This window comes from Pseudomonas sp. NPDC087336, assembly GCF_044744285.1.
Lineage (GTDB): Bacteria > Pseudomonadota > Gammaproteobacteria > Pseudomonadales > Pseudomonadaceae > Aquipseudomonas.
On the sequence record NZ_JBIUYA010000020.1, the window covers coordinates 62133 to 87004 of the forward strand.

Below are 24872 nucleotides of genomic sequence, written 5' to 3' on the forward strand. Positions count from 1 at the left end.
CTGCTATTTGAGAAATGCGCTGACCGTCGGGCGATCGTCATTATTTTGTCTGATTTAAAACCTGAAGCAGCGCTGCCGTTTGTGCGTCTGGCGTACCGTCAAAGCGCGACGGGCGGAAATGCATCTGGAAGGCCGCCAGCACATGGCGGGTAGCGACATCCAGTTCGCCGGTTTGCGGCGTGTCATAACCGACGCGTGCCAGTTGTGCCTGGAACCAGCTGATGCTCGGCAGCTGTGTTTCGAACCGGGGTTGCTGGCGGGCTACGGCTTGCTCGTTCGGCCATATTCCTATCCCTTGTTCAGCCAGGCGCTTCCAGGGAAACAGAGGCCCCGGATCAAGCTTGCGCAAGGGCGCGATGTCGCTATGGCCGACAATACTGCGAGGGCTGATTGCGTAGCGCTGGCTGATGTCCTTGAGCAGGACGATCAGGGACTCGACCTGCGCTTCAGAGTAGGGGTACCACAGGCGCCCGGTCGGGGTGTCCTTGAAGCCCGGATTGACGATTTCAATGCCGATGGAACTGGAGTTCATCCACGTCCTGCCTTGCCATTGGCTTTCCCCGGCGTGCCAGGCCCGCAGGTTTTCATCCATCAGCTTGTAGATGGTCGCCTTTTTGTCGTCGCCGATCAGGTAGTGGCTGCTGACTTCGCCATGGGTCAGCAGTTGCAGCGAGCGCTCCAGCGATGCATTGGTGTAGTGGAGCACGACGAACTGAATACGACTGTCGTGATTGGGCGAAGCATGGCTAGTGTCGTAGCGCGGGCCACTGGCGCAGCCGGCCAGCAGGATCAGCGACACGATGAGAGCAAGATATTTCATGGAGGGAAGCCAACACGCTAGAGACAGTAATGCAACAGTGTAACGTACTGTCTTGCGCGTGTTGGGCCATCGCAACGAATTGAACTAAATGGAGCGACAAAGCGCTCAGCCCAGCTCCACCCTGTTGCGCCCGGCATTTTTTGCACGGTAAAGCGCCTGATCAGCTCTTTTGAGCACCACATCCCAGTGCTCACCGGGCCTGAACGCCGCCAGTCCTATGGAGAGGGTGACGGTCACCGGTTCACCCCTGAAGTGAAAAGGGCAGGCTTCGATGGCGGCGCGCAGGGTTTCCAGGAATTTCATGCCGTTCGCCGGGACTGTGGATGGCATCAGCAGGACAAATTCCTCGCCACCAAACCGCGCAATGAAATCCGTCGTGCGCAGGCGCTTGCGCAGCACACTGGCAATGATTTTCAAGACTTTGTCGCCCGCCAGGTGCCCGTAATTATCATTGATGCGCTTGAAGTGATCGAGGTCGAGCATGGCCAGCATCAACGTATTGCCGTGCTGCTGCCATTGGCCGATCTCATACTCAAGGCGCTCGCTCCAGGCCGCGCGATTGGGCAGGCCGGTCAGCGGGTCGATCAAGGCTTTCTGGCGTTGCTCTTCCAGGTGCTCACGAAAGCCTTGGGCTTCCTGTTCCATGTGCGCAACTCGTTCGGCCAGGCCTTGAAGGCGGGCCGCCACCTCCTGCTCGCGCTCGTCGCGCTGCTGGCGGTGCTGGTCCATGGTGCCGAGCAAACCTTCCAGATGGTTTTCCAGCACGTGCTTGAGATCATCCAGGTCGGCTGCCTCCTGCATGCTGCTCTGCATGCCGTCGACCTGTTCGCGAATCTGCGTGTCCATTGCATGGGCGGCGGATCGGCTGTCGGCATGCCCGGCGCTGGCGGCCAGCAAGTTGCTCTGGAACGATTCCAGGCGTTCGTTGAGCTTCTGCAGATAGGCTTCGAACTCGTGTTGGCCACCGTCGGAGATTGCCAGCATTAAAGTTGCAAGATCGTCGAGAATCGGCAGCAACTCGTACCAGTTCAAGCCATTTTTAAGGCGTTCACGCATTGATTCGGCTTGTGGACGGTGACGCTCGGGTACCGTCAGGTCGTCAAGCAAGCCCAACAAGGTGTCTTCGATGTGTTTGGCCACCGAGCTGTAGGACGGTTCGGGCGAGTCGGGCAGGGCGTAGAGCATGTCCTGCTCGGGTTGCTGCGGATCGATGGCAGCCAGGACCTGGGCCATGGGCGAGGGCAGCGGCAGGGTGTCGAGCGGCACCACCGGGCTCAATTCGTCGGGATTGACTGCCGGTTCAGCCTGGATGGTGGCTGCAACGGCAGGTGCGGGCTGTATCTCGGAGTGCTGCGTATCGGCTTCGGCCATGACTGGCGAGGATGCCCATACGGCTTCGCCTGCTTGTGCGACAAGTAGCTCGGACGCGGTCGTGTCTTCGGCGTCACGATGACCGAACAGTCGCTGCAACAGGCCCGGGCGTTCAGGTTCCGACGGGCTCTCCAGCTGGCTCAAGGCCTTGCCTTGCAGTCCGCTCAGCTCGCCGAGCAGCAACGGGATCTCGCGCGCCTGGCTGACGCGACTGTCCAGTTGCTTGGCGAAGTGCTTGAGGGGACGACTCACTTCCCGGGGCAGCGGCAATGTTTGCAGCTGCGTGACCAGTGCGGTGAGTGCGGCGCTGGTCTGGTTGACCCGGGTTTCCCGGCGCTGCTCGGAATCGAGTACGGCTTTTTCCAGGCGTGGTAGTAGGGCGGCGAGACCGGCGTCCATGTCGTCGGTGCGCACGACTTCGCGCATCTCCTTCATGCATTGGTCAACGACGCGGTCGGTGCCTTCCGCTGCCAGCGTGCTGCGCACCAGACCCCGGCGCAGCAGGTCGAGCCGGGCATCCCAGCGACGTTCGAGCTTTTCCTGTTGTTCGATGCTTTGCAGGTACTTCTCTTTCCAGCGCTGTGCTTCGTCGCTCATTCATGGGATCCGCGAGGGGCAGGACTCAACGCGGGCAATGCATCGGCCGTGAGCGAACCCGGCAGACGAATCTCTACCGCGACCGGCAGGTGATCGGAAATGGGTTGTGCCAGCACCTCGACCTTTTCAAGGGTCAGGCTCGGGCTCAGTAGAATATGGTCCAGGCAACGCTGCGGGCGCCAGCTGGGGAACGTCGCCTCCATTTGCGGGGCCAGCAGCCCAAGGTCGCGCAATGGGGAGTGTTGCAGCAGGTCACTGGCGTGGGTGTTCATATCGCCCATCAGCACCTGGTGTTTGTAACCGCCGATGACTTCGCGGATGTAAGCCAGTTGCAGGCTGCGGGCTCGAGCGCCCAGTGCCAGGTGCATCATGACCACCACCAACGCTTCCGGGCCTTCGCCGAAGCGCACCAGAATCGCTCCGCGACCCTTCGGCCCTGGCAGAGGATGGTCCTCGATCGCCCATGGACGCAGGCGACTGAGCACACCGTTGCTGTGCTGGCCGAGGCGACCAAGATTGCGATTGAGTTGTTGATACCAGTAGGGAAAGGCGCCGAGCTGGGCCAGGTGTTCGACCTGGTTGACGTAGCCTGAACGCAGGCTGCCGCCATCGGCTTCCTGGAGGGCGACCAGGTCGAAGTCGCCCAGCAGGTTGCCGATCTTTTGCAGGTTGTCGGCACGCCCGGTGTGCGGCAGCAGATGTTGCCAACCCCGGGTCAGGTAATGCCGATACCGCTCGGTGCTGATACCGACCTGGATATTGAAGCTGAGCAAGCGCAGACGGCTGTCTGCGGGCAGGCCCGTCGATTCCAGGTGATGCTCGTTGACCCGCGGATCATGCAGGCCAACGATGCGTTCAGTTCCCCAGCGGCGCATGGCAGGCGCCTCGCTTAGTTGGCGGCAGCCTTGTGAGCCGCTCGCTCTTGGTCGACCAGTTTATCGGCCAGTTGCAGGGCTTGTTCGGCACCGCCGGCAGAGCCGATGTCAAAACGGTACTTACCGTTGACGATCATGGTTGGTACGCCGGTGATTTCATATTTCTTGGCAAGATCCTTGGCTTTCTGGACCTGGCCTTTGATGGCGAAGGAGTTGAAAGTGGCCAGGAATTTGTCTTTGTCCACACCCTGGGTAGCCAAGAAGTCAGCCATGTCTGCTGGATCGGTCAACTTCTTATGTTCTTTCTGAATCGCATTGAACACGGCAGCGTGAACATTGTGTTCGACACCCATGGCTTCCAGTGTCAGGAACATTTGACCGTGTGCATCCCATGGACCACCGAACATGGCCGGAATACGCACGAAATTAACATCGGAAGGCAGCTTTTCAACCCATGGGTTGATCACGGGTTCAAAGGCGTAGCAGTGCGGGCAGCCATACCAGAACAGCTCCACCACTTCGATCTTGCCAGGCGCCGCGACCGGCACCGGATTGCTCAGCTCGACATAAGGGGCGGCGGGGGCTTCAGCGGCTTGGGCAGTCATGCCGAACAGGCTGGCAGCGGCAAAAACGGCGCTGATGATCAGATTACGCATGCTTTACTCCTGGACAAATTTTTTCGCCTCGCGGGACCTGATTTGAGACAGGTCTTGGCGGGCCTGAGTTCTGTAGTGTAACGGCAGCGGCCACAAAAAAGGGCGGCCAAAGCCACCCTTTTTATACTTGCTGTGACGGATTAATCGAGCGTTAACGTTGCAAGGGTTCTATGCCTTGCGCAACGCCCGATGTATCGGTCTTAGTGCAGGCCCTGGATGTAGCTGGACACTGCGGCGATGTCTTCGTCGCTCAGCTTCTTGGCAATGCTTTGCATCGGTTTGGTATCGCCGTCGTTATTGCGGCCGCCTTCTTCCTTGCGGAAGTCGGTAAGTTGCTTGGCGACATATTGAGCGTGCTGGCCACCCAGGTGCGGGAAGCCTGCCGCTGCGTTGCCCGCGCCATTTGGCGAGTGGCAGCCGGTGCACGAAGGCAAGCCCTTGGCCAGGTCGCCGCCGCGGAACAGTGCTTCACCGCGAGCCACGACTTTCGGGTCGGCGGCGCCGACGCTGCCCTTCTGGCTGGCGAAGTAGGCGGCGATGTCTGCCAGATCCTGGTCGCTCAGGTTGGTCAGCAGGCCAGTCATTTCCAGAACGGTGCGCTTGCCCGACTTGATGTCGTGCAGCTGCTTGGTCAGGTAGCGTTCACCCTGGCCGGCCAGTTTTGGAAAGTTAGGCGCCATGCTGTTGCCATCCGGGCCATGACAGGCGCCACATACGGCGGCTTTTGCCTGGCCTGCGGCGGCGTCACCAGGTTTGACTGGCTCACCTGCAGCATGGGCAATGCCGCAGATCCCCACGGTCAACAGCAGACTCACGATCAATTTGTTCATCAGCTAATCCAACTACGGCTAAGGGTTAAGTTATGGACCGGGTTTACTCGCTCATCCAGTGGATGATGGCTTGGTAATCCTCGGCACTGCAGTCCATGCACAAACCACGCGGCGGCATCGCCTTGAAACCCTGGGTCACGTGTTGCACCAGCGTCTCCATACCTTTCGCCAACCTCGGCGTCCAAGCTTCCTGATCGCCCTTGCGGGGCGCCATGGGTAGTTGGCCGGAATGACAGGCACCACAAACACGGTTGTACACAGTTTCCGGATCCTGTGTAGCCTGAGCGCTGTAAAGCGGCATCAAGACTCCGGCAACTAGCAGCCATTTCGTCATAAAACGACCTTTTCAGGGTTGAGAGCGATCTGCGTTCTAGTGCGCAATCAAGGTCCGTCGCTCTCGTGAACTTCATCCTGCGTCGGGACAAAGCGCACACAAAATCTGCGGCATTATATACTGGCGTCACTGAAACGGAAGCGACACTGCTTGCCGCGCCCATTCCTGGCGCCGCCCACATCGGAAATCCCATGCAACTCAAGAATCCCATCCTCGGTCTGTGCCAACAGTCCACCTTCATGCTCAGCGCCGCCAAAGTCGACCAATGTCCGGATGACGAGGGCTTTGAAGTCGCCTTCGCCGGGCGTTCCAACGCCGGCAAGTCCAGTGCTCTGAACACCCTGACCCATGCCAGCCTGGCGCGCACCTCGAAAACCCCGGGGCGCACGCAACTGTTGAACTTCTTCAAGCTAGACGATGAACGCCGTCTGGTCGACCTGCCGGGCTACGGTTATGCAAAAGTACCGATCCCGCTCAAGCAACACTGGCAGCGTCACCTGGAAGCCTACCTGGGTGGTCGCGAGAGTTTGAAAGGTCTGATCCTGATGATGGACATCCGTCACCCGATGACCGACTTCGACCTGTTGATGCTCGATTGGGCCGTTGCGGCTGGCATGCCGATGCACATTTTGCTGACCAAGGCGGACAAGCTGACCTACGGCGCGGCCAAGAACACGCTGCTCAAGGTGCAGTCGGAAATTCGCAAGGGGTGGGGCGATGCCGTGACGATCCAGTTGTTTTCGGCCCCGAAGCGCATGGGCCTGGAAGACGCCTACACTGTATTGGCAGGCTGGATGGAACTGGCGGACAAGGGCGCTGACGAAGTAACTGTGTAAACGTGAAAAAGCTGTCTGGGGAGCGGTCAGGCCAGTGCGGCATGATCGCATCAGCCAGTTTTTTTCAGGCAAAAAAAACCCCGGACTTCTATGGGGAGGGGGAAGTTCCGGGGTTCAAGTTCTAGACCGCTAGGGCGGGGTCCAGATATCTGCCAACACTTAACACAACATAGGAGCATCGAAGGGCTTCACCAGCCATTCAGTAAATCTGAGTGGCTGGGACCGGATTAGTTCAGTTTTTTTTCAGAAGCTTTGGAATAACCCCAAGCGCCTTTTGGACTAAGCAGCCCGCGAGCGGTCTGCCGCGACATGATGCCGCAGCAGAGTCTCCACTCAGTGCGCCTCATCCCAGTTATTGCCCACCCCGACTTCGACCAGCAATGGCACATCCAGTTTCGCCGCTTCGCTCATGTGCAGGCGAAGCTCAGCGCTGACCTGTTCGACCAGGTCCTCGCGCACTTCAAGTACCAATTCATCGTGCACCTGCAGGATGACCTTGGCGTCCAGGCCTGACGAGGTTAGCCAGTCATCCACGGCCACCATGGCTTTCTTGATGATGTCGGCCGCCGTGCCTTGCATCGGCGCGTTGATTGCCGTGCGTTCGGCGGCAGCACGTTCCTGCGGCTTGTTGGAATTGATCTCCGGCAGGTACAGCCGCCGTCCGAAGAATGTTTCCACGTAGCCTTGATCCGCCGCCTGGGCGCGGGTGCGATCCATGTATTGACGCACGCCGGGGTAACGGGCGAAGTAGGTATCGATATAGGCCTTGGCGGTCTTGGTATCGACGCCGATGTCCTTGCCGAGCTTCTGCGCACCCATGCCGTAGATCAGGCCGAAGTTGATCGCCTTGGCGCTGCGCCGCTGGTCGGAGGTGACCTGGTTGAGCTCGACCTTGAACACTTCGGCAGCGGTGGCGGTGTGCACGTCCAGGTTATTGCGGAAGGCATTCATCAGGCCTTCATCGCGGGACAGGTGCGCCATGATCCGCAGTTCGATCTGCGAATAGTCGGCAGCCAGAAGCTTGTAGCCTTTCGGAGCGACGAAGGCCTGGCGGATGCGCCGCCCTTCCGCGGTGCGCACCGGGATGTTCTGCAGGTTCGGATCGCTGGACGAGAGACGCCCGGTGGACGCCACGGCCTGGTGATAGGAGGTGTGGATGCGTCCGGTGCGCGGATTGATCTGTTCCGGCAGACGGTCGGTGTAGGTGCTTTTGAGCTTGCTCATGGAGCGGTATTCCATCAGCACCTTGGGCAGCCGATAGTCGTCCTCGGCCAGCTTGGCCAGCACTTCTTCGGCGGTGGACGGTTGGCCCTTGGCGGTCTTTTTCAGCACCGGCAATCCGAGCTTCTCGTAGAGGATCACGCCGAGCTGCTTGGGTGAGCCCAGGTTGAATTCCTCACCGGCAATCTCGAAGGCTTCACGCTCCAGCGCCACCATCTTGTCTCCCAGTTCGATGCTTTGCACCCCCAGCAGGGCGGCATCCACGAACGCGCCCTGGCGTTCGATACGTGCGAGCACCGGTACCAGGGGCATCTCGATGTCGGTCAGCACGCTGGCCAGGGTCGGGATGGCGGTCAGCTTCTCGAACAAGGCCTGGTGCAGGCGCAGGGTGATGTCCGCGTCCTCGGCCGCGTAAGGGCCGGCCTGCTCCAGCGCAATTTGATCGAACGTCAGCTGCTTCACGCCTTTGCCGGCGATGTCCTGGAAGCTCACGGTGGTGTGATCCAGGTACTTCAGCGCCAGGCTATCCATGTCATGGCGGGTGGCCGTGGAGTTGAGCACATAGGACTCAAGCATGGTGTCGAAAGCGACTCCGCTCACGGTGATGCCGTTTACCTGATCGCCACCAATGGCGCAGTTGGCCAGGATGTTCATGTCGAACTTGGCGTGTTGGCCGACCTTGAGCTTGTTCGGGTCTTCCAGAATCGGCTTGAGGGCGCGCAGGACGGTGTCGCGATCCAGTTGCTCGGGCACGCCGATGTAGGAGTGGGTCAACGGGATGTAGGCCGCTTCGTTGGCCTGCACCGCAAACGACAAACCCACCAGTTGCGCCTGTTGTGCGTCGATGCCAGTGGTTTCGGTATCGAAGGCGAACAGCTTGGCGCTGTTCAGTTTTTCGAGCCAAACGTCGAATCGAGCCTGGTCGAGGATAGTCTCGTAACTGGCCTCTGACGTGGCCGCCGGCACTTCGGCTTCGGCTTCGGCCTCGGTGGCACTGAACAGATCGACGACCGGCTCAGGCGCGGAGGCAGCAGCGCTCAGTTCAAGGCGTTTGGCGTCCCGATCAAGGTCGTTCAGCCAGCTTTTGAATTCCAGCAGGGTATAGAGCTCGTAGAGTTTGGCTGGATCTTCCGGGCCCATTTGCAAGTCGTCGAGGCCAATCTCCAGCGGCACATCGACCTTGATGGTCGCCAGTTGATAGGAGAGGAACGCCATCTCCTTGTGCTCTTCGAGCTTGGCCGGCAGGGTCTTGGCGCCGCGAATCGGCAGGGTCGGGACGATATCGAGCTGTGCATAAAGCTCGGTCAGGCCGCCGTTCACGCCAACCAGCAGGCCGGAAGCGGTCTTCGGGCCTATGCCCGGAACGCCCGGGATGTTGTCGGACGAATCGCCCATCAACGCCAGATAATCGATAATCTGCTCGGGAACGACGCCGAATTTCTCCTTCACGCCCTCTACGTCCATGCTGCTACCGGTCATGGTATTGACCAAGGTAATGTGGCCGTCGACCAGCTGCGCCATGTCCTTGTCGCCGGTGGAGATGATCACCGGGCGATCGGCCGCCGCGCTGCTGCGGGCCAGCGTGCCGATCACGTCATCGGCCTCGACGCCTTCGACGCACAACAGCGGGAAGCCCAGGGCGATCACGCTTTGGTGCAGGGGCTCGATCTGTACGCGCATGTCGTCGGGCATGCTCGGCCGATTGGCCTTGTATTGGGCGTACATGTCATCGCGAAATGTCCCACCCTTGGCGTCGAATACCACGGCGAAGGGGCTGTCCGGATACTGCTTGCGTAGACTCTTGAGCATGTTTAACACGCCCTTGACCGCACCCGTCGGCAGGCCTTTGGATGTGGTCAGCGGTGGCAGTGCGTGAAAGGCGCGGTACAGGTAAGAAGAACCGTCCACCAGGACGAGGGGGGCTTGGCTCATGAGCAGGATCAACCTTTTCGGCGGGTCCGGCGCTAGAATAGCGGGACCGTTGACGACAAAGGGACAAGGTTATCATGCGCACACTAAATCGCCTGTTACTGGCTGGCTTGTTTGCTATCACACCGTTGGCCGTCATGGCAGCGGATGACGCACCGACGCCGGAGCCAGAAGTTACGATTCGCACGGAAGGCGATAAAACGATCCAGGAATACCGTCAGAACGGTTTTCTTTACGCCATCAAAGTTACGCCGTCAGTGGGTAAGCCGTATTTTCTGGTGCGCGCCGATGGATCGGACGGTAACTTCATTCGCTCGGATCAGCCGGATATGCTGATACCGTCGTGGAAGATCTTTGAGTGGAAGTAGTTTCTTAATTTCAATCGGCGTTGGCTCAAGGGCGGCGCCTCGTACTGGCAGTTTAACCATGTCTGTGTTTACCCCCCTGGCTCGGCCCGAGCTGGAAGCTTTTCTCGCCCCTTATGGCCTTGGCCGCCTGCTTGATTTCCAGGGGATTGCCGCCGGTAGCGAAAACACCAATTTCTTTATCAGCCTGGAGCAGGGTGAATTCGTCCTGACCCTGGTCGAACGCGGCCCGGTCCAGGAGATGCCGTTCTTCATCGAATTGCTCGACGTGCTGCACCAGGCCAACCTGCCGGTGCCTTACGCCCTGCGTACCACCGACGGCGTGGCCCTGCGCGAACTGGCCGGCAAGCCTGCGCTGTTGCAACCGCGCCTGGCCGGCAAGCACATCAAGCAAGCCAACGCACAACATTGTGCGCAAGTAGGCGAGTTGCTCGCGCACCTGCACCTGGCGACCCAGGCCAACATGATCAAGCGCAAGACCGATCGTGGCCTGGACTGGATGCTGGAAGAGGGCACGCAATTGCTGTCGCACCTCAATGCCGGGCAGAAAGCGTTGCTGGAGCGGGCGCTGGAAGAAATTATCCAGCAGAAAGAGAAAATCCTGGCGCTGCCTCGGGCCAACATCCACGCGGACCTGTTCCGCGATAACGCGATGTTCGAAGGCACGCACCTGACCGGGCTGATCGATTTCTACAACGCCTGTTCGGGGCCGATGCTCTACGACGTGGCGATTGCCTTGAACGACTGGTGTTCCGACGACGACGGCTTGATCGACGGCCCACGGGCGCGGGCGTTGCTGGGCGCTTATGCTGCGTTGCGCCCATTCACTGCGGCCGAGGCTGAGTTGTGGCCGACGATGTTGCGGGTGGCGTGTGTGCGCTTCTGGTTGTCGCGGTTGATCGCGGCGGAGTCATTTGCCGGGCAGGATGTGTTGATTCACGATCCGATGGAGTTTGAGCTGCGGCTGGCGCAGCGGCAGACAGTCAATACACCTTTGCCTTTCGCCCTGTAGGAGCGAGGCTTGCCCGCGAACCAGACGCCGCAGTGTACCTGCTGCATCGCGTTATCGTTCTTCGCGGGCAAGCCTCGCTCCTACAGAGAGCTGAGTTGGTTACAACGACTCCAGGCATCCCGCCAAATCATTCCCCAATTTCTCCAGCACCTGCTCATACCCCTGAGCTGTCGCTGGCGTATACCCGCCCAAAGCATCCAGTTCCGCCAGCTTCACCGGCAGGCCCGCCACCAGGGTTTCCGCCAGGCGTGGGCGTAGCGGTGGTTCGCTGAATACACAGGTCTTGCCCACTTCCTGCAATCGCGCACGCATTGCCGCAACATGCTGGGCGCCGGGCTGCACTTCGGCTGCGACACTGAATACACCCGCGTGCTTCAGACCGTAGGCGTCTTCGAAGTAGTCGAACGCTTCGTGGAACACGAAGTAAGGTTTGCCTTCAATACCGGCCAGACGTTTCTTCAGGCGTGCATCCAGCGCGTCGAGACGCTCGTCAAATGCCTTCAGGTTGCTCTGGTAGCGCGCCGCGTTGGCCGAGTCGGCTGCACTCAGGTCCGCAGCCATTTTCGCCGCGATCACCCGGGCGTTGACCGGCGACAGCCACAAATGCGCATCCAGGGTGCCCGGGCGGTGATCGTGGTCGTGTTCGTCGGCTTCTTCGGCGTGGGAGTGGTTATCTTCGGCGAAATGTCGCAGCTTCAGGCCAGGAAGCTCCTGCACGGCGACGCTCGGCAGCGTACGACCATTGAGCACCCGCGGCATGAAACCTTCCATGTCCGGCCCGATCCAGTACAGCAGGTCTACCGATTGCACCTTCCGTACGTCGGAGGGGCGCAAGGCATAGTTATGCGGCGAGGCGCCGGGTGGCAGCAAGACTTCCGGGATCGCCACGCCATCCTGTACGGCAGCGGCGATCAGTTGTAGTGGCTTGATGCTGGTGAGGACCTTGACCTCGGCTTGCACCGGGCCGATCAGCAGAAAACTGGTGAAAATTGCGACAAAGACGGAAAAAAGTCGAGACACGATGACCACTCGAAGAGGCGAGAACGGGTAATATAATAACGTCTCTCACAAAATTCGTCGCCGCTCATGCCCAAAACACCGATTGCCAGCCGTCCCCACGACCACTCTCATTGCGTTCACAGCGCTCTGTCTGAGGCCGATGCCTTGTGCGCGCGCCAGGGTTTGCGCCTGACCGCATTGCGTCGGCGTGTGCTGGAACTGGTGTGGCAAAGCCACAAACCCTTGGGCGCCTACGACATTCTTGCGGTGCTCAGCGAGCAGGATGGCCGCCGAGCGGCGCCACCAACGGTCTACCGCGCACTGGATTTCCTGCTGGAAAATGGCCTCGTACACCGAATCTCCTCGCTCAACGCCTTCATCGGTTGCAATCATCCGGAGCACGCGCATCAGGGTCAGTTCCTGATCTGCCGTGAATGCCACGCCGCCATCGAACTCGAACAGAAATCCATCAGCGACGCGATCATCGCCAGCGCCAAGGACGTCGGGTTTGTCGTCGAAGGCCAGACCGTCGAAGTGATCGGTCTCTGTTCGGGCTGCCAGGGGGCTTGATGAGCAACGCGTTGATCCGCCTCGAGCAGGTTGCCGTCACATTTGCCGGCCAACCCGTGCTGGATAACATTGAGCTGAGCGTCGAGCCGGGGCAGATCGTGACCCTGATCGGCCCCAATGGCGCCGGTAAGACCACCCTGGTGCGCGCCGTGCTCGGCTTGTTGAAGCCCGACAGCGGCAGTGTCTGGCGCAAGCCGAAACTGCGGGTCGGCTATATGCCGCAAAAGCTGCATGTCGACCCGACCCTGCCGCTCTCCGTGCTGCGCTTCTTGCGCCTGGTGCCGGGCGTGGACCGCGCGATGGCCTTGGCTGCGCTCAAGGAAGTCGGTGCCGAGCAAGTGATCGACAGCCCCTTGCAAAGTGTTTCCGGCGGTGAAATGCAACGCGTCCTGCTGGCCCGGGCGTTGTTGCGCGAGCCGGAACTGCTGGTGCTCGACGAGCCGGTACAAGGCGTCGACGTGGCTGGCCAGGCCGAGCTCTATAGCCTGATCACCCGCCTGCGAGACCGTCACGGCTGCGGTGTGTTGATGGTTTCCCACGATCTGCACCTGGTGATGAGTACCACCGACCAGGTGGTTTGCCTGAACCGCCATGTCTGCTGCTCCGGCCACCCCGAGCAGGTCAGCGGCGATCCGGCATTCGTCGAACTGTTCGGAAAAAACGCGCAGAGCCTGGCGATTTACCACCACCACCACGACCACGCCCACGATTTGCACGGCTCAGTGGTCAAGGCGCCCGCGTCGGGCCATAACCATGTTCACGGAGATAGCTGCAAGCATGGCTGATTTTCTGCTCTACGCCCTGCTTGCAGGTCTGGCTCTGGCGGTTGTGGCGGGCCCCTTGGGCTCCTTCGTGGTCTGGCGGCGCATGGCCTATTTCGGCGACACGCTGTCCCACGCGGCATTGCTGGGCGTGGCGTTGGGCTTTCTGCTCGATGTCAGCCCGACCGTTGCAGTCACCGTCGGCTGCTTGCTGTTGGCGGTGTTGCTGGTGACTTTGCAACAGCGTCAGCCGCTGGCCTCCGACACGCTTTTGGGAATTCTCGCACCCAGCACCCTCTCTTTAGGCTTGGTGGTACTAAGCTTCATGCACGAAGTGCGGATCGACCTGATGGCCTATCTGTTCGGTGACTTGCTGGCGATCAGCCCGACTGATCTGGCGTGGATACTCGGTGGCAGCGCCGCGGTGCTGGCGTTGCTGGTGACGTTGTGGCGGCCATTGCTGGCAATCACCGTGCATGAAGAGTTGGCGAGGGTAGAAGGGTTGCCGGTGGCGGCGTTGCGCCTGGCGCTGATGCTGTTGATCGCCGTGGTGATTGCCGTGGCGATGAAAATCGTCGGTGTGTTACTGATCACGTCATTGTTGATCATTCCGGCCGCTGCGGCACAACGACACGCCCGCTCACCGGAGCAGATGGCACTGGGCGCCAGTGTGCTGGGCATACTCGCGGTGTGTGGCGGACTGGCGCTGTCCTGGTTCAAGGACACCCCGGCGGGCCCGTCGATTGTAGTGGCGGCCGCCGCGCTGTTTCTGCTGAGTTTTGTTCTGCCCCGTAGAGGGGTGTAGACTTGCTCGTTTTTTGCGCAAATAGAGAGTCGCAGGAATGAAGTCGTTCACCTCCCGTTATCTGCTCCTTGTCGCATTTTCTTTGCTGCTGGGCGCTTGCCAAAGCACGCCACCGGCAGCCACCGAGGTTCCGGATGCGCGGGCCACGGCCATTGCACAGCTGGAACAAAGCCTGGCCAGCAGCGAGCTGGCCACAGCCGAGAATCAATTGGCCGCGTTGCAGGCCGAGTCCCCCAACGATCAATCCCTTGAGCAATACCAGCGCCAACTGGCCGAAGCCTATCTGTTGCGTAGCCAGATCGTTCTGCAAAAGGGCGATGTAAACGCTGCTGCCACCGCATTGGCGCGGGCCCGGGTCTTGATGCCTAAAGCGCCTGCGCTGACCGGTGGCGTCAACGGTGCCATTGCACAAGCGCGCAAGGCTGAGCTGGAAAAGGCCGAAGCAGACCTCAAGTCCGCCGAAGCCAAGCGCAAAGCCAAGGTCATTGACCCGGAGGCTGAAAGCACCACGGTGAAGCTGAATATCACCGATATGGGCAAAATGCGTCGTCAATTGGATGCTATCGCCGCCGATGTGGTGAATTTTCAGTGCGACGTGAGCATTCAGGTGCCGCGTACCGATGATTATCCATGGGTGGCTAACTTGCTGACCAAGCGGGTGAAGAAGCTTGATCCTCAGTTTGATCTGAATCTGGAGCGGCAGATTATTCGCAGCGTTCCGGCGCAGATGGTTTTGAGCCCGCGTAAACCTTAAGAATAAAGATCGCTGCCTGCGGCAGCTCCAGGGAGTGGTGATTACCCTGGAGCTGCCGTACTCCCCGATCTTTTGCTTTTTAGGCAGGAATCGCTTTGGCCTTCGGCTCCCTCTCCCAAACCCGATGCTGACCAATCGCCGCAAAAAACGGCTTGGCCAACTTGGCGTCCGTCCCCACGATCAACCCCACATCAACCTCCAGCTTCAACACATCCAGCAACTGCTTCGCCTCGCCGTGCAGCGCGATCGCTTTCAAATGCTTGTAAGCCTCCAGCACGTAATGCAACGCCACGCCATCAGTGCTCAGCGACTTGATCGATGCCGCGCCCCCGGGGACGAATACCGCATCGAATGCCACTGAAGGAAAGCCTTCCATGGACGCATCCACCGGCAACGACTTGCCATCGGCGGTTTTCACCGGCGCCGAGGTCGGGCCGAGCAATTTGGCATGGGCCCCTTCAGCTTGCAGCGCTTTCTTCATCGCATCAATTGCTGCCCCGTCTACGCCATCGGCCGCCAGGATCGCCACTTTGCGGGTTTTGATATCGCCGGGTAGCAGGTTGGCCTGACTCAGAGCCGGCGAGCGGTCCAGGGACGTTTTTGGTACATCGACGGTCCCCGCTTTCGGCACAGCAAGTCCGAGGTTCTGGGCCACCCGCTTGGCCAACTCCAGATCGATGTTGGCCAGGATCTCATTCACTTCCCTTGCCCGAATGAACTCACGCTCAACCTTGCCCAGCTCGAAGCTGTACGCGGCGATGATGTGTTCTTGCTCATGTTTGCTCATGCTGTGGAAAAACAGTCGTGCCTGGGAGAAGTGGTCGCTGAACGACTCGCTGCGCTGCCGGATCTTGTTGGCGTCGATGCGCTCGGCGTAACTCTCGAAGCCGCCATCTTGCGCTGCGGGCGGGGTTTCTTTCGGCCAACCGCCATCGATAGAGTTCGGTTCGTAGGCCGCACGGCCTTTGTCGATAGTGGTGCGGTGCAACGCATCCCGCTGGCCGTTGTGCAGGGGGGAAATCGTTCGGTTGATTGGAATCTCATGAAAATTCGGGCCACCGAGTCGGCTGATCTGTGTGTCGGTGTAGGAAAACAGCCGGCCCTGCAGCAGCGGATCGTTGGAGAAGTCGATCCCCGGTACGATATGCCCCGGACAGAACGCGACCTGCTCGGTTTCGGCGAAAAAGTTGTCTGGGTTGCGGTTCAACACCATTTTGCCCAGCGGGGTGATGGGTACGATCTCTTCAGGGATGAGCTTGGTTGGGTCGAGGATATCGAAATCGAAAGCGTGTTCGTTTTCTTCCTCCACCACCTGCACGCCCAGCTCCCATTCCGGATAGTCACCCATCTCGATAGCCTCCCAGAGGTCGCGACGATGGAAGTCGGTGTCTTTGCCCGCAAGCTTTTGTGCTTCATCCCACACCAGCGAACAGGTGCCCGCGGCAGGGCGCCAGTGAAATTTGACGAAGCGCGATTTTCCTTCGGCATTGATCATGCGGAAGGTGTGAACCCCAAAGCCCTGCATGCTGCGCAGGCTTTTGGGGATCGCCCGGTCGGACATCGCCCAGATCACCATGTGCGCCGATTCCGGTTGCAACGAAACAAAGTCCCAGAAGGTGTCGTGGGCCGAGCCGCCGGTGGGTATTTCGTTGTGGGGCTCGGGTTTCACGGCGTGGACGAAGTCAGGGAATTTAATGGCGTCCTGTATGAAAAACACCGGCATGTTGTTGCCCACCAAGTCGTAGATGCCTTCATCGGTGAAGAACTTCACGGCGAAGCCTCGTACATCACGCACGGTATCGCCTGACCCGCGAGGCCCCTGCACCGTGGAAAAACGCACGAATACCGGCGTTTTTTTACCGGGGTCCTGCAGGAATCCGGCCTTGGTCAAGACGCTGTGATTCTCATAACTCTGGAAGTAACCATGGGCTCCCGTCCCGCGGGCATGAACGATGCGCTCGGGAATGCGTTCATGGTCAAAATGCGTGATCTTTTCACGCATGATGAAATCTTCCAGAAGCGACGGCCCACGGGCGCCGGCTTTCAAGGTGTTCTGGTTGTCCGCCACCTTCACGCCCTGATTGGTGCGCAAGGCCTGGCCGGTGGCGTCGGAGCGGAATTTTTCCAGGCTATCGAGCTTGGCGTTGGTGTTATTGCGGTCCAGGGTATCGGTCCCGGCCAGGTCGCTCTTTGGCGCGGCAGGCTTTTTAGTACTCATCAGGCGTGACTCCTCGGCTGAATTCGAGTTGCCTAAGTAGTGACTGATGGCGTTTTTAGCCGTTCCTTTTATCTGACCTTTTATCGCGTTATTGCCAAATGGCTGGTTGAATACGAAATAAATGCTAAGAACTGCTATACGGACAGGCTAAAATGCGCGCCCGGCTAACCGCTGATCCTTTTCCAACGCGCCCCACAAGGTTCGCTACGTGATCGAGTTTCAAAACGTCCATAAAACCTACCGCGTCGCCGGTAAGGATATCCCCGCCCTGCATCCGACCAATCTGACGATAGAGAATGGTCAGGTCTTTGGTCTGATCGGCCATTCCGGTGCGGGAAAAAGTACCCTGCTGCGTCTGATCAATCGCCTTGAAAACTCCAGCGGCGGCAAGATCATCGTGGACGGCGAAGAAGTCACGGCGCTCGACGCCAGCGGACTTCGCCGTTTCCGTCAGCAGGTGGGAATGATTTTCCAGCACTTCAACCTGCTGGCGTCCAAGACCGTTGCTAACAACGTTGCGCTGCCGTTGACGCTGGCCGGTGAGTTATCCCGCCGCGACATCGATCAGCGCGTGGCCGAGTTGTTGGCCCGGGTTGGTTTGTCCGATCACGCCAACAAGTACCCGGCGCAATTGTCCGGCGGGCAAAAGCAGCGTGTCGGCATTGCCCGGGCCCTGGCGACCAAGCCGAAAATTCTGTTGTGCGACGAAGCCACCAGTGCACTGGACCCGCAGACCACGGCGTCGGTCCTGCAATTGCTGGCTGAGATCAATCGCGAGCTGAAGCTGACCATCGTGCTGATCACCCATGAAATGGACGTGATCCGCCGGGTCTGCGACCAGGTAGGCGTCATGGACGCCGGAGTGATCGTCGAGCAAGGTTCGGTGGCCGAGGTGTTCCTGCATCCGAAACACCCGACCACCAAGCGCTTCGTGCAAGAAGACGAACACATCGACGAAAGCGAACAGCGTGACGACTTTGCTCACGTGCCAGGCCGCATCGTGCGTCTGACCTTCCAGGGCGAAGCGACCTACGCGCCCCTGCTGGGTACCGTCGCTCGGGAAACCGGTGTGGACTACAGCATCCTGGCCGGTCGTATCGACCGCATCAAGGACGTCCCTTATGGGCAATTGACCCTGGCGGTGACCGGCGGTGACATGGAAGCGGCCTTCGCCCGCTTCACCGCGGCCGACGTCCACATGGAGGTGCTGCGCTAATGGAAGCCCTGACAAGTTTCTTCGCCAACATCGACTGGTTCGAAATCTGGCTGGCCACCGGCGATACCTTGCTGATGCTCGGTGGTTCGCTATTGTTCACTGTATTGCTGGGCCTGCCGCTGGGCGTACTGCTGTTCCTCTGCAGCCCGCGTCAGTTGCTGGAAGCCAAGGGCGTCTACGCGATGTTGTCCCTGGTGGTGAACATCCTGCGTTCGCTGCCGTTCATCATTCTGTTGATCGTGATGATTCCGTTCACCGTGTTGATCACTGGCACGTCCCTGGGCGTCGCCGGCGCGATCCCGCCGCTGGTGGTCGGCGCCACGCCGTTCTTTGCGCGACTGGTGGAAACCGCCCTGCGCGAGGTGGATCGCGGCATCATCGAAGCGACCCAGGCCATGGGCGCAACGACGCGGCAGATCATCACCAATGCCTTGCTGCCCGAGGCCCGCCCGGGCATTTTCGCGGCGATTACGGTGACGGCCATTACACTGGTGTCCTACACGGCAATGGCCGGTGTGGTCGGCGCCGGTGGTCTGGGTGACCTGGCGATCCGGTTCGGTTACCAGCGTTTCCAGACAGATGTAATGGTGGTCACGGTGGTGTTGCTGCTGGTGCTGGTGCAGGTCCTGCAAACCGTTGGCGACAAGCTGGTTGTGCACTTCTCTCGTAAATGACAAATGAGCCGGCCATTCGCTGGCAGGCGCCAAACGGGCGCCGCAAGCGGGTACCCAAAAGGAGTTAGCTGAATGAAAAAACTACTCGTCGCGTTCGCTGCCGTTGCAGCCTTTTCCGCCCACGCCGCCGACACCCTGACCGTCGCCGCGACCCCGGTGCCGCACGCGGAAATCCTCGAGTTCGTTAAACCGGCCTTGGCCAAAGAAGGCGTAGAGCTGAAAGTAAAGGTCTTCACCGACTACATCCAGCCGAACGTGCAGGTCGCGGAAAAACGCCTGGACGCGAACTTCTTCCAGCACCAGCCGTACCTCGATGAATTCAACAAGGCCAAGGGCACCAATCTCGTCTCGGTTGCCGGCGTGCACCTGGAGCCCCTGGGCGCTTACTCCAGCAAGTACAAAGCGCTGACCGAACTTCCGGGTGGCGCCACCGTGGTTATCCCGAATGACGCCACCAACGGCGGCCGTGCGCTGTTGCTGCTGGCCAAGGCTGGTGTGATCAAGTTGAAGGATTCGAACAACATCCTGTCGACCGTCAAGGACATCACTGAAAACACCAAAGACCTGAAAATCCGTGAGCTGGAAGCCGCGACCATCCCGCGCGTGCTGACCCAGGTCGACCTGGCGCTGATCAACACCAACTACGCCCTGGAAGCCAAGCTCGATCCGTCCAAGGACGCGCTGGTCATCGAAGGCAGCGACTCGCCTTACGTGAACATCCTCGTTGCCCGCCCGGACGACAAGGACAGTGCTGCGATGCAGAAACTGGTGGCGGCCCTGCACAGCCCGGAAGTTAAAGCCTTCATTCTCGAGAAGTACAAAGGCGCGGTCGTGCCGGCGTTCTGATCTGAAGCTGTAGCGAAAAAAGGGGCGCATTGAATGCGCCCCTTTTTTATGCCTGAAACACCGTCCCTTGTAGGAGCCCGGCGTGTTGGTTATTTGCGGTTAAGCATCTCGGGCAACTGCGCCACCAGCTTCACATTATTCAACGGCGCCCGAATAAACCCGCGCTGTGTGCCGTCCGGGCCGATCACCGCCAGGTTGCCGCTGTGGTCGACCGTGTAGTTCGGCTTGCTGGTATCGGCCGGAATGAACGGAATGCTCACGGCATTGGCGACTTTCTGCAGTTCTTCGATCGACGTTGCCGTCAGGCCGACAAACTGCGGATCGAAGTAACCCAGGTATTGCTTGAGCTGTTTGGGCGTATCGCGGTGCGGATCGACACTGACCAGCACGATCTGCAACTTGTCCACAGCCTCCGGCGGCAACTCACTCTTAATCTGGCGCAGTTGGGCGAGGGTGGTCGGGCAGATGTCCGGGCAGAAGGTGTAGCCGAAGAACAGCAGGCTCCACTTGCCTTTGAGCTCGTTGATCGCCACCGGTTTGCCATCCTGATCGGTCATCTTCACATCCGGCAGATTGCGGCTTTGCGGCAGGAGAATGATGCCGGCGTCGATCAGCGCCGTCGGATCGCCCTGGCCTTTGCCGGTGAGTACTTTGTTGATGGTCAGGCCCAGGACCAGCGCGATCAGGGCGACAAGGATGAAGACGGTTTTCTGGGTTCGGGTCATAGGTTCAACAATAAGTAGTGGTCAACGAGCAGGGCGATGAACAACAGGAACAAGTAGTAAATAGAGTACTTGAAGGTGTTGATCGCCGCGTGCGGCCGAGTGCCACGGTACAGCACCACGGCCCATTGCAGGAATCTGGCGCCAAGTCCGAGGGCGCATACCAGGTAGAGCAGACCGCTCATGTGGATCACGTAGGGCATCAGGCTGACGGCCAGCAGCGCGCAGGTATAAAGCAGGATGTGGACTTTGGTGTAGTGCTCGCCGTGGGTCACCGGCAGCATCGGGATGTCGGCCTTGGCATATTCCTCCTTGCGATGGATCGCCAGCGCCCAGAAGTGTGGCGGGGTCCAGGCGAAGATGATCAGCACCAGCAGCAACGGTTCGGCGCTGACGTGGCCGGTGGCGGCGGTCCAGCCGAGCAGCGGCGGCGCGGCACCGGCCAGGCCTCCGATGACGATATTCTGCGGGGTCGCGCGCTTGAGGAAGCCGGTGTAGACCACTGCGTAGCCGAGCAGCGAGGCGAGGGTCAGCCACGCCGTCAGCGGATTGGTGAAGGCCAGCAACAAGGCCTGGCCCAGCAGCGCCAGCACCAGGGCAAAGGTCAGTGCAGCGGCCGGCGACACCCGGCCTTCGGCCAGCGGCCGCTTGTGGGTGCGTGCCATGACCGCATCGATCCGCCGGTCCACCACATGGTTGACCGCTGCCGCACCGCCCGCACACAAGGCAATGCCCAGGTTACCGAACACCAGCACGGTCCACGGCACTCCGGCGCGCGTCGCGAGGAACATCCCCACCAGCGAGGTGATGAGCATCAGCACCACCACTTTGGGTTTGGTCAGCTCCAGGTAGTCACGCCAGATCGCCTGGCTGTGACGCTCGCCGATCAGAATCGCCATGGCATCTCTCCTTTTATTGTTATGGGCCCGGCTGAATGTTTACGCGGGCTGAAACGCCAGCGTGTCGGCTGCTTGACCCGAACCAGGCTGGTTCGGGCGTGGTAATTGACCAGTACCATCGTCAGCAACAGCGCTGCGCCCCCGGCGTTGTGGGCGACGGCAATCGGCAACGGCAGGTGCAACAACACGTTGCTGATGCCCAGGGTGATTTGTGCCGCGAGCGCGATCAGCACCAACCCGGCGAGTCGCGTCATGCCGACGACTTTCAGTTGCCAGGCGAGACCGAGCAGCACCAGGGTCACCAACAGCGCGCCGATTCGGTGGGTCAGGTGAATCGCGGTGCGGGCGTCGCTGTCCAGTTGCCCGCCGAGGTAGTTCGGGCCGATATGTTGGGTCAGGTGGAAGCCGTTGGCGAAATCGGCTGTTGGCAGCCATTGCCCGTGGCAAGTCGGAAAGTCGATGCAGGCCACGGCGGCGTAATTGGAGCTGACCCAACCACCCAAGGCGATTTGTCCGATGACCAGTAACAGTCCCGCCGTCGCCCAGTGCTGCAAGCGTCGCGGCACCGTGAGTGCGGGTAGTACGCCGGACAGGCGCAAGGTCAGCAGAAACAGCAGGCTCAAGGTCGCAAAGCCGCCAAGCAGGTGCCCGGTGACCACTTGCGGCCAGAGCTTGAGCGTCACCGTCCACATGCCGAACGCCGCTTGGGCAAACACCACCGCCAGCAGGAACAACGGCAGCTTCACCGGTTGCCCTGGATGCCGGCGATGGACCCAGGCCCGACCTGCCAACACCGAGATCAGCAGCCCCAGCGTGCCGGCGAAGTAGCGGTGGATCATCTCGTTCCAGCCTTTATGGGCTTCTACGGGCGTGTCCGGAAAATGCAATTCGGCATGGGCCAGTTGCGCTTCGCTTTTCGGCACGCTGATAAAGCCGTAGCAGCCAGGCCAGTCCGGACAGCCCAAGCCTGCGTGGGTCAGGCGGGTATAAGCACCGAGCAACACCACAATCAGTGCCAGCAAGGTGGCAAACAGCGCGAGGCGAAATCCAGGCTTGGCCATGACGATGCCCTTATCCGATGTTCGACAGTTTCAACAGGTGACGCAGGTCATTGAGCAGATCCTTGCCTTTGACTGACGGGTCGTAGCGCAACACCAGATTGCCGTGGGGGTCGATGATCCACAGGTGTGGAGAGTCATTGCTCTGAGCGCCTTTGACGTAGGTCGGCAAGTCCAGTGAATAGCGCTGCAACTGCGGGTACTCGCGTTGAAGTTTAGTCTCGTAATCACTGCTCAGCGGTTGTGTCGCCGCCAGTGCGTGACTGGCGCGACCGGCATCGCGACCGAGGCCTATCTGGATTTGCCGCGCAAGATAAACCAGTTGCTGGCAGTCCACCGAACACGCCTTCGGTGCCGTAACCAGCAACTGCCAGCGTTCTTCCTGGGCCTGTACGCCAAGATCTGCGCGGCTCTGTCCGTTGCCGATCAGTTCGCCGTGGTAGCTGCGGCCTTCCGGAACCCAGAAATTCAGTTTGTACATGCCGGTGGCGAGGATCATCGGACCGACCACCCCCAGCACAATCAGCAGTAACTGCAAACGCCCCTTGCGCCGGTTCACCGGCGTTTTTGCCTCAGACATGCTGGGTGGATTCATGGCCGCTCCCATGGTGTTTCTCCTTTGCGTTGTGCCAGCCTAGGTAGAGATAAAGGCCGAACAGGACGATCGACATGGCGAACCACTGCACGGCATAAGCAATGTGTTTTTCCGGGCCCGTGGCAACTACTGGCCAATCGGCCTGATAAGTTGCAGGTCCGGTTTCTGCGCGTAATTCGTAGGCAAAGCCTTCGCGGTCCAGGGCTGTCCAGAGTGCGTTCGGGTCAATGGCCGTCAGCAATTTTGGCCAGGTGCTGGTGCTTGGGTCGGCGTGGAGCTGGAAGGTCGCGCCGGGCGAAACGTAGACCCATGCCTCGAGACTCAAGGCGCCGGTCGGTGTGGTGAACTGCGGTGGCGTGCGCCGGTCCGGCCATGGCAGCCAGCCACGGTTGACCAGCAGCCACAACCCGGTGGCCTGATCCTGAAACGGTTGCAGCAACTCGACCCCGACCTTGCCGCTACGCTGACGGTTATCCAGCAACAGGATGTGCCCGGCGTCGAACTGGCCGTGCAGGCGAATCCGTTTGAAGGCCGGGTCTGCCGTGTGTTGCAGCTCGGTGCTGGCGATCGGCTCGGCGGCTCGGCGCTCGGTGTAGCTTTGCAGCAGCGCGCTTTTCTCCGCGCCCCGGCTCAATTGCCAAAAACCGAGCGACACCAGCAGGGGCAGCAACAGCGCAACCACCAATGTTGGAATGATGCCCGGCCGAAAGCGCTTCATGGCGTCGCCAGAAAGTCGGTCATCGCGATAGCTATACTCAGATGCATCGCTTGTCCCCCGGAGTCTCACCATGCTCAAAGCAGCCATCGTCCTGATGCTGATTGCCACGGTTGTCAGCCTGTTCAGCGGCCTGTTTTTTCTGGTCAAGGACGACAGCAGCTCGAACCGCCTCGTCATTGCCTTGAGTGTTCGTGTGGCCCTGGCCGCCATCACCGTCGGCTTGATCGCCTGGGGTTTTTTCAGCGGCCAGCTTGTATCTCACGCGCCCTGGTAACTGTAGGAGCGAGCATGCTCGCTCCTACAGCACATAGACAAAAACGAACAGCCCGATCCACACCACATCCACGAAGTGCCAGTACCAACTCGCCGCCTCGAAGCCGAATTGATGTTCGCTGTCGAAGTGCCCACGCATGACCCGCATCAGCATCACGAACAGGATGACGGTGCCCATGGTCACGTGGGCGCCGTGGAACCCGGTGAGCATGAAGAACGTGGCGCCGTAGATGCCCGAACCCAGGGTCAGGCCCAGTTCGTGATAGGCGTGCATGTATTCTTCGGCCTGAAAGCCGAGGAACGCGCAGCCCAGCAGCACAGTGAGCGCCAGCCAGATCTTCAGCGCACCGCGATGGCCCTTTTTCAAGGCATGGTGGGCGATGGTCACGGTAACGCTGGAGCTCACCAGTATCACGGTATTGAGCAGCGGCAATCCCCAGGGGCTGATGACCTCCTTGGGGGGTGGGAACAGCTTGGAATCGGGGTTGTTCAGCAGTGGCCAGGTCCACTCGAAGGCAGGCCACAGCATGTGGGCGAGACCTTTGGTACCTTCGCCACCCAGGGCGGGACCGGAGACGTGGCGCACATAAAACAGCGCACCGAAAAAGGCGATGAAGAACATCACCTCCGAGAAAATGAACCAGCTCATGCCCCAGCGGAACGAGCGATCCATCTGCGCGCTGTACAGGCCGCCGCGACTTTCCTTGATCACCGTACCGAACCAGCCAAAGAGCATGTAGGCCAGCATCAGGCCGCCGACGAAAAAGATCAACGGGCCGTGGGATTCCGGGCGCGCCGCTTTCAGATCGTTGAACCAGGTGGCCAGGCCGAACACCGTGACGAACATCCCGACCGTAGCGATGATCGGCCATTTGCTCTGGGCCGGAACGTAATAATGTTCATGAGTTGCCATTTATT

Annotated in this window: 26 protein-coding genes; 11 read left to right on the forward strand and 15 right to left on the reverse strand. The window is 60.0% G+C overall.

All coding sequences use genetic code 11. From position 1 onward, the window contains the following. Positions 1–40: 40 nt before the first annotated feature. From ACIO0C_RS20105 to ACIO0C_RS20130, 6 genes are all read right to left on the reverse strand, one after another. Complete coding sequence (locus tag ACIO0C_RS20105; protein ID WP_008064694.1) at positions 41–820, reverse strand: N-acetylmuramoyl-L-alanine amidase; 780 nt, start codon at positions 818–820, stop codon at positions 41–43. A 105-nt stretch (positions 821–925) separates the two neighbouring features. Then, positions 926–2788 (reverse strand): GGDEF domain-containing protein, encoded by a 1863-nt coding sequence (locus ACIO0C_RS20110; protein ID WP_401314789.1) that lies wholly within the window; start codon positions 2786–2788, stop codon positions 926–928. Next, entirely contained in the window at positions 2785–3663 is an 879-nt protein-coding gene (locus ACIO0C_RS20115; protein ID WP_272604120.1) for an endonuclease/exonuclease/phosphatase family protein, read from the reverse strand. The genes ACIO0C_RS20110 and ACIO0C_RS20115 overlap by 4 nt, the downstream gene beginning before the upstream one ends. A gap of 14 nt (positions 3664–3677) precedes the next feature. Continuing rightward, the gene (locus ACIO0C_RS20120; protein WP_401314790.1) at positions 3678–4319 is read right to left on the reverse strand and encodes a thiol:disulfide interchange protein DsbA/DsbL; all 642 of its coding nucleotides are present in this window, start codon (positions 4317–4319) and stop codon (positions 3678–3680) included. A 200-nt stretch (positions 4320–4519) separates the two neighbouring features. Further along, a complete protein-coding gene (locus ACIO0C_RS20125; RefSeq protein ID WP_401314791.1) occupies positions 4520–5149 on the reverse strand; it encodes a c-type cytochrome in 630 nt (209 codons plus the stop codon). Between the two features lie 43 nt (positions 5150–5192). After that, a complete protein-coding gene (locus ACIO0C_RS20130) occupies positions 5193–5483 on the reverse strand; it encodes a cytochrome c5 family protein (protein ID WP_272604122.1) in 291 nt (96 codons plus the stop codon). A 191-nt stretch (positions 5484–5674) separates the two neighbouring features. On the opposite strand from ACIO0C_RS20130, the gene yihA reads away from it, so the two are divergent. Continuing rightward, a complete protein-coding gene (gene yihA / locus ACIO0C_RS20135; RefSeq protein WP_008064701.1) occupies positions 5675–6319 on the forward strand; it encodes a ribosome biogenesis GTP-binding protein YihA/YsxC in 645 nt (214 codons plus the stop codon). Positions 6320–6652: 333 nt separating this feature from the next. Here the strand turns inward: yihA and polA are convergent, their stop codons facing one another. Further along, positions 6653–9472 carry a DNA polymerase I gene (gene polA / locus ACIO0C_RS20140; RefSeq protein WP_401314792.1) on the reverse strand — a complete coding sequence of 940 codons (2820 nt, stop codon included), beginning with the start codon at positions 9470–9472 and terminating at the stop codon, positions 6653–6655. Between the two features lie 74 nt (positions 9473–9546). Here polA and ACIO0C_RS20145 point away from each other — a divergent pair, with 74 nt between their 5' ends. Beyond that, positions 9547–9837, forward strand: a complete 291-nt coding sequence (locus tag ACIO0C_RS20145; RefSeq protein ID WP_401314793.1) for a DUF2782 domain-containing protein — start codon at positions 9547–9549, stop codon at positions 9835–9837. Positions 9838–9895: 58 nt separating this feature from the next. Then, complete coding sequence (locus ACIO0C_RS20150; RefSeq protein ID WP_401314794.1) at positions 9896–10846, forward strand: homoserine kinase; 951 nt, start codon at positions 9896–9898, stop codon at positions 10844–10846. A 99-nt stretch (positions 10847–10945) separates the two neighbouring features. On the opposite strand, the gene ACIO0C_RS20155 is transcribed toward ACIO0C_RS20150, so the two are convergent. Continuing rightward, entirely contained in the window at positions 10946–11866 is a 921-nt protein-coding gene (locus tag ACIO0C_RS20155) for a zinc ABC transporter substrate-binding protein (RefSeq protein WP_401314795.1), read from the reverse strand. Positions 11867–11932: 66 nt separating this feature from the next. On the opposite strand from ACIO0C_RS20155, the gene zur reads away from it, so the two are divergent. From zur to ACIO0C_RS20175, 4 genes are read left to right on the forward strand one after another with little or no spacing between them, the layout of a single operon-like run. Beyond that, positions 11933–12415 carry a zinc uptake transcriptional repressor Zur gene (zur, locus tag ACIO0C_RS20160; RefSeq protein WP_401314796.1) on the forward strand — a complete coding sequence of 161 codons (483 nt, stop codon included), beginning with the start codon at positions 11933–11935 and terminating at the stop codon, positions 12413–12415. Next, on the forward strand, positions 12415–13200 hold the full coding sequence (znuC, locus tag ACIO0C_RS20165; RefSeq protein WP_401314797.1) for a zinc ABC transporter ATP-binding protein ZnuC: 786 nt from the start codon (positions 12415–12417) through the stop codon (positions 13198–13200). Before zur ends, znuC begins: the two co-directional genes overlap by 1 nt. Beyond that, complete coding sequence (znuB, locus tag ACIO0C_RS20170; RefSeq protein WP_401314798.1) at positions 13193–13981, forward strand: zinc ABC transporter permease subunit ZnuB; 789 nt, start codon at positions 13193–13195, stop codon at positions 13979–13981. Before znuC ends, znuB begins: the two co-directional genes overlap by 8 nt. Before the next feature lie 37 nt (positions 13982–14018). Further along, positions 14019–14735: a PA5502 family lipoprotein gene (locus ACIO0C_RS20175; RefSeq protein ID WP_401314799.1), complete on the forward strand. Its 717-nt coding sequence runs from the start codon at positions 14019–14021 to the stop codon at positions 14733–14735. A 79-nt stretch (positions 14736–14814) separates the two neighbouring features. Here ACIO0C_RS20175 and katE read toward each other — a convergent pair whose 3' ends face one another. Next, a complete protein-coding gene (gene katE, locus ACIO0C_RS20180) occupies positions 14815–17001 on the reverse strand; it encodes a catalase HPII (RefSeq protein WP_401314833.1) in 2187 nt (728 codons plus the stop codon). A 160-nt stretch (positions 17002–17161) separates the two neighbouring features. Here katE and ACIO0C_RS20185 point away from each other — a divergent pair, with 160 nt between their 5' ends. From ACIO0C_RS20185 to ACIO0C_RS20195, 3 genes are all read left to right on the forward strand, one after another. Then, positions 17162–18169, forward strand: coding sequence for a methionine ABC transporter ATP-binding protein (locus ACIO0C_RS20185; RefSeq protein WP_401314800.1), 1008 nt, complete (start codon positions 17162–17164; stop codon positions 18167–18169). After that, a complete protein-coding gene (locus ACIO0C_RS20190) occupies positions 18169–18843 on the forward strand; it encodes a methionine ABC transporter permease (RefSeq protein WP_008002212.1) in 675 nt (224 codons plus the stop codon). The genes ACIO0C_RS20185 and ACIO0C_RS20190 overlap by 1 nt, the downstream gene beginning before the upstream one ends. Before the next feature lie 72 nt (positions 18844–18915). Continuing rightward, the gene (locus tag ACIO0C_RS20195) at positions 18916–19689 is read left to right on the forward strand and encodes a MetQ/NlpA family ABC transporter substrate-binding protein (protein ID WP_401314801.1); all 774 of its coding nucleotides are present in this window, start codon (positions 18916–18918) and stop codon (positions 19687–19689) included. Positions 19690–19778: 89 nt separating this feature from the next. On the opposite strand, the gene ACIO0C_RS20200 is transcribed toward ACIO0C_RS20195, so the two are convergent. Genes ACIO0C_RS20200 through ACIO0C_RS20220 form a run of 5 tightly spaced genes read right to left on the reverse strand, consistent with a single transcriptional unit; the run spans position 19779 to position 23681 of the window. Beyond that, positions 19779–20414, reverse strand: coding sequence for an SCO family protein (locus ACIO0C_RS20200; protein WP_401314802.1), 636 nt, complete (start codon positions 20412–20414; stop codon positions 19779–19781). Then, positions 20411–21310 (reverse strand): heme o synthase, encoded by a 900-nt coding sequence (gene cyoE / locus ACIO0C_RS20205; protein ID WP_401314803.1) that lies wholly within the window; start codon positions 21308–21310, stop codon positions 20411–20413. Before cyoE ends, ACIO0C_RS20200 begins: the two co-directional genes overlap by 4 nt. Then, on the reverse strand, positions 21298–22371 hold the full coding sequence (locus ACIO0C_RS20210) for a heme A synthase (RefSeq protein ID WP_401314804.1): 1074 nt from the start codon (positions 22369–22371) through the stop codon (positions 21298–21300). The genes cyoE and ACIO0C_RS20210 overlap by 13 nt, the downstream gene beginning before the upstream one ends. 10 nt (positions 22372–22381) lie before the next feature. Further along, entirely contained in the window at positions 22382–22975 is a 594-nt protein-coding gene (locus ACIO0C_RS20215; RefSeq protein ID WP_401314805.1) for a hypothetical protein, read from the reverse strand. Next, the gene (locus ACIO0C_RS20220; RefSeq protein WP_401314806.1) at positions 22941–23681 is read right to left on the reverse strand and encodes an SURF1 family protein; all 741 of its coding nucleotides are present in this window, start codon (positions 23679–23681) and stop codon (positions 22941–22943) included. The genes ACIO0C_RS20215 and ACIO0C_RS20220 overlap by 35 nt, the downstream gene beginning before the upstream one ends. 70 nt (positions 23682–23751) lie before the next feature. Between ACIO0C_RS20220 and ACIO0C_RS20225 the strand changes: the two genes are divergently transcribed. After that, the gene (locus ACIO0C_RS20225) at positions 23752–23955 is read left to right on the forward strand and encodes a twin transmembrane helix small protein (protein ID WP_008064738.1); all 204 of its coding nucleotides are present in this window, start codon (positions 23752–23754) and stop codon (positions 23953–23955) included. Between the two features lie 24 nt (positions 23956–23979). Here the strand turns inward: ACIO0C_RS20225 and ACIO0C_RS20230 are convergent, their stop codons facing one another. After that, positions 23980–24867, reverse strand: a complete 888-nt coding sequence (locus ACIO0C_RS20230) for a cytochrome c oxidase subunit 3 (RefSeq protein ID WP_401314807.1) — start codon at positions 24865–24867, stop codon at positions 23980–23982. Between the last annotated feature and the right edge of the window lie 5 nt (positions 24868–24872).

Bases quoted from the DNA above. Each gene is read 5' to 3' on its own strand.
- ACIO0C_RS20105 (WP_008064694.1), bottom strand. From the start codon at position 820: ATGAAATATCTTGCTCTCATCGTGTCGCTGATCCTGCTGGCCGGCTGC.
- ACIO0C_RS20110 (WP_401314789.1), bottom strand. From the start codon at position 2,788: ATGAGCGACGAAGCACAGCGCTGGAAAGAGAAGTACCTGCAAAGCATC.
- ACIO0C_RS20115 (WP_272604120.1), bottom strand. From the start codon at position 3,663: ATGCGCCGCTGGGGAACTGAACGCATCGTTGGCCTGCATGATCCGCGG.
- ACIO0C_RS20120 (WP_401314790.1), bottom strand. From the start codon at position 4,319: ATGCGTAATCTGATCATCAGCGCCGTTTTTGCCGCTGCCAGCCTGTTC.
- ACIO0C_RS20125 (WP_401314791.1), bottom strand. From the start codon at position 5,149: ATGAACAAATTGATCGTGAGTCTGCTGTTGACCGTGGGGATCTGCGGC.
- ACIO0C_RS20130 (WP_272604122.1), bottom strand. From the start codon at position 5,483: ATGACGAAATGGCTGCTAGTTGCCGGAGTCTTGATGCCGCTTTACAGC.
- yihA (WP_008064701.1), top strand. From the start codon at position 5,675: ATGCAACTCAAGAATCCCATCCTCGGTCTGTGCCAACAGTCCACCTTC.
- polA (WP_401314792.1), bottom strand. From the start codon at position 9,472: ATGAGCCAAGCCCCCCTCGTCCTGGTGGACGGTTCTTCTTACCTGTAC.
- ACIO0C_RS20145 (WP_401314793.1), top strand. From the start codon at position 9,547: ATGCGCACACTAAATCGCCTGTTACTGGCTGGCTTGTTTGCTATCACA.
- ACIO0C_RS20150 (WP_401314794.1), top strand. From the start codon at position 9,896: ATGTCTGTGTTTACCCCCCTGGCTCGGCCCGAGCTGGAAGCTTTTCTC.
- zur (WP_401314796.1), top strand. From the start codon at position 11,933: ATGCCCAAAACACCGATTGCCAGCCGTCCCCACGACCACTCTCATTGC.
- znuC (WP_401314797.1), top strand. From the start codon at position 12,415: ATGAGCAACGCGTTGATCCGCCTCGAGCAGGTTGCCGTCACATTTGCC.
- znuB (WP_401314798.1), top strand. From the start codon at position 13,193: ATGGCTGATTTTCTGCTCTACGCCCTGCTTGCAGGTCTGGCTCTGGCG.
- ACIO0C_RS20175 (WP_401314799.1), top strand. From the start codon at position 14,019: ATGAAGTCGTTCACCTCCCGTTATCTGCTCCTTGTCGCATTTTCTTTG.
- ACIO0C_RS20190 (WP_008002212.1), top strand. From the start codon at position 18,169: ATGGAAGCCCTGACAAGTTTCTTCGCCAACATCGACTGGTTCGAAATC.
- ACIO0C_RS20195 (WP_401314801.1), top strand. From the start codon at position 18,916: ATGAAAAAACTACTCGTCGCGTTCGCTGCCGTTGCAGCCTTTTCCGCC.
- ACIO0C_RS20200 (WP_401314802.1), bottom strand. From the start codon at position 20,414: ATGACCCGAACCCAGAAAACCGTCTTCATCCTTGTCGCCCTGATCGCG.
- cyoE (WP_401314803.1), bottom strand. From the start codon at position 21,310: ATGGCGATTCTGATCGGCGAGCGTCACAGCCAGGCGATCTGGCGTGAC.
- ACIO0C_RS20210 (WP_401314804.1), bottom strand. From the start codon at position 22,371: ATGGCCAAGCCTGGATTTCGCCTCGCGCTGTTTGCCACCTTGCTGGCA.
- ACIO0C_RS20215 (WP_401314805.1), bottom strand. From the start codon at position 22,975: ATGGGAGCGGCCATGAATCCACCCAGCATGTCTGAGGCAAAAACGCCG.
- ACIO0C_RS20220 (WP_401314806.1), bottom strand. From the start codon at position 23,681: ATGAAGCGCTTTCGGCCGGGCATCATTCCAACATTGGTGGTTGCGCTG.
- ACIO0C_RS20225 (WP_008064738.1), top strand. From the start codon at position 23,752: ATGCTCAAAGCAGCCATCGTCCTGATGCTGATTGCCACGGTTGTCAGC.
- ACIO0C_RS20230 (WP_401314807.1), bottom strand. From the start codon at position 24,867: ATGGCAACTCATGAACATTATTACGTTCCGGCCCAGAGCAAATGGCCG.